This window comes from Myxococcus sp. CA039A, assembly GCF_013336645.1.
GTDB classification, from domain to species: domain Bacteria; phylum Myxococcota; class Myxococcia; order Myxococcales; family Myxococcaceae; genus Myxococcus; species Myxococcus llanfairpwllgwyngyllgogerychwyrndrobwllllantysiliogogogochensis.
On the sequence record NZ_JABUMQ010000592.1, the window covers coordinates 1 to 2,690 of the forward strand.

Sequence of the window (2,690 nt, forward strand, 5' to 3'; positions counted from 1 at the left end):
ATGACCCGCCTCCTCGACAGTCTCCCCGAGCTCTACCGCGACCTCCTCCCGGGCTTCTTCCGGCAGGACGTCCCCGAGGAAACCAAGGCCACGTGCTCCAAATGCGCCATGTGCAAGGACAACGCGGAGGGCGCCGTGGAGTCCGTGGACGGAGTCAGCCGCTTCTTCCGTCCCGACACCAAGTGCTGCACCTACTTCCCCCGCCTGCCCAACTACCTCGTCGGCGCCCTGCTGTCGGATGAGCGCCCGGAGCTGGCCGAGGGACGCGGTCGCATGGAGGCGCGCATCGCGGGCCGCATCGGCGTGACGCCGCAGTGGGTGAAGCCCCCGGCGAAGTTCAACTTCCTCTACAAGAACGGGCACCAGTTCTTCGGCCGGGCCGCGTCGCTTCGCTGCCCCTACTACGGCGAGCAGAGCGGAGGCTGCACCATCTGGCCGTACCGCGAGGCCGTCTGCTCCACCTTCTTCTGCAAGTACGTCTCGGGCGCCGACGGCCGCAAGTTCTGGATGTCCCTCAAGACGTACCTGACGCTGACGGAGATTCAACTGTCGCGCTGGACGGCGCTCCAGCTGCTGCCGGACTACATCCTCTCCGGCAAGGACCGCCCCGAGCTGAACAGCGTCCCGCTCGGCGTGGAGGACCTGGACGACGCGCCGCCCCCCACGCGCGTCTACGCGGAGCTGTGGAAGGAGCACGCGGGCCGCGAGGTGGAGTACTTCCGCGCCTGCTACCAACTGGTGCGTGGGCTGACGGCGGAAGGACTCGACAAGCTGCTGGGCCTGGACGGCGTCATCGAGCTGAAGGCCGTGGAGAAGCTGTTCGCGACCTCCGTCTCACCCCAGCTGCCGCGCACCCTCCGCTTCAACCCGGACGCCACCGTGCAGTGGCTGCCCGACGGCAGCGTGGCACTGGGCGCATACAGCGACTTCGACGCGATTGCCCTCCCTGGAGAAGCCTACGGGTTGCTCGTGGAGTTCACCGGCCGGCAGCCGGTGGAGGCCGTGCGACACCACCTGCGCGAGCACAAGCAGGCGGACCTGTCCGAGGACATCCTGCTGGAGCTGTACCGGCACCGCATCCTCGTGGAGGCCTGAGCAGCCCGCCTACGGAGGACCGGACAGCGCGCCCAGTTCCTGGAGGAGTCGACTGGACGCATGCGCCTCGCGCCAGGCGGGCACGGACGCGGAGAGGTGCTCGGCCAGCCACGCGCAGAAGCCGGGGTCTCCCGCGCCCAGCCACTCCGCGGACTCGGACAGCTCCGCCTGCGCGGCCTCCCACGCGCGGCGGTACGCGCTCGCCGCGGCCATCACCTGCGTCACCGAGTGGGTGAAGGCGTCCAGCGCGGCGCGCAGCTCCAGCGCGGCTGAAGGCTCCATGCCCCGCGACTCGCGCAGGCGCCCCAGGTGCAACAGCAGGCCCTGCTCCAGCGCGGCCGTCGTCCCCAGCCGGGCCTGCGCGCCGCGCAGAAGCAGCTGCAGGTCCTCGTTCAGCTCTCGCAGCAGCTCCTCCGTGGAGCGCGCCACCGGGCGCCCCAACCGGGTGCAGACCGCCTGCCACAGGTTGCTGAAGGCGAGCAGCTCGCTCACGCCCCGGCGCACGTGCGGCGGAATGCGGTCCAGGAACTCCAGCGCCGCGCCGCGCGCCTCGGACGACAAGGCGCCAGGGCCCTTGGCCAGTTGGAGCAGCTTCCACGCCCAGGGCAGGGCCGCCTCGGTGGAGCGGAACAGCGCCTCACAGGTCGCGCTCAGCGCTCCCGCATGGCTGCTCTCCTTCAACGCCACGGGGGCCAGGGGCATCTTCTCGCGCTCCGCTTCCCTTGGCTCGGGCTCCACGGTCCGCTCGTCTCCGCGCCGCGCTTCACCGGAGACCTCGTCGCGTTCCGAAGAGCTGTCGTCCAGCCACATGCATCTCCTCCAGCCTCGTCGGCGGACCCCCGTTTATCGCACGCCACAACCCCAACCTCCAGGCCCCATCCGCTCGGCGTGAAACCCTCGACGTCCAGCCCCACCCTGGCGATCTACTCCCTCAGAAGAAACCCGCGCCGGTTGTGACGAGGTCGACGCCCGGCCATTCAAGGCACCGCGCGCATTCCTGGAAGTTGAGAGTCCCAACGGAAACGGCCCGGGTCCGCGAACGAGTCGCGGGGCCCGGGCCTGGGGTTTCCCACCCGTCACGTCATCAGTGGAGGGTGTGCTTCAGGTGACTGAGCTTCTTGTGCGTACTCTTCTGCGCGGGCAGCAGCTCCATGCGCACGAAGCGCCGCAGGTCGCCGTGGACCTTGTCCGCGTCGCGCTCGTAGTCGCGCAGGCCATGGTCCTCGCCTTCCTCCAGCGCGGAGATGGCGGCGTTCTCACCCAGGACGTCCGCTCCGCCCTGGACCACCTTCGCGAAGGCGCCCCAGATGCCGGAGCCCTCCGCCGGTTTGCCGTCGAGCTGCAGGATGCGCGAGCGCAGCGTCTCCACGCGGTGCTCGTGGTCCTGTCGACACTCCTCCAGCGTGCGACGCCGTACGTCATCGTCGATGTGCCCCATCGCCTGCCGGTAGGTCTCCACCGCTGAAATCTCGCCCCGGAGGAAGGAATTGAGCGTGTCGACATCCTTGTCGGTGTGCGCCATGAAGGCCTCCTGGAAGTGGTGAACGGGTTGCTGAGCAAGAAGGTGCGACGTGCCCGCCCGCTCGCAACAAGGG

General features: G+C 69.4%; 3 protein-coding genes. 1 reads left to right on the plus strand and 2 read right to left on the minus strand.

What is annotated here, in order from left to right; genetic code table 11:
• On the plus strand, positions 1-1,095 hold a 1,095-nt coding region (locus HR086_RS46120), incomplete at its 5' end, for a hypothetical protein (RefSeq protein WP_174468833.1).
• Between the two features lie 9 nt (positions 1,096-1,104).
• Here HR086_RS46120 and HR086_RS46125 read toward each other — a convergent pair.
• Both HR086_RS46125 and HR086_RS46130 read right to left on the minus strand, forming a co-directional pair.
• Positions 1,105-1,905 (minus strand): hypothetical protein, encoded by an 801-nt coding sequence (locus tag HR086_RS46125; RefSeq protein ID WP_141646269.1) that lies wholly within the window; start codon positions 1,903-1,905, stop codon positions 1,105-1,107.
• 274 nt (positions 1,906-2,179) lie between these two features.
• Entirely contained in the window at positions 2,180-2,617 is a 438-nt protein-coding gene (locus tag HR086_RS46130) for a DUF2383 domain-containing protein (protein ID WP_174468834.1), read from the minus strand.
• Between the last annotated feature and the right edge of the window lie 73 nt (positions 2,618-2,690).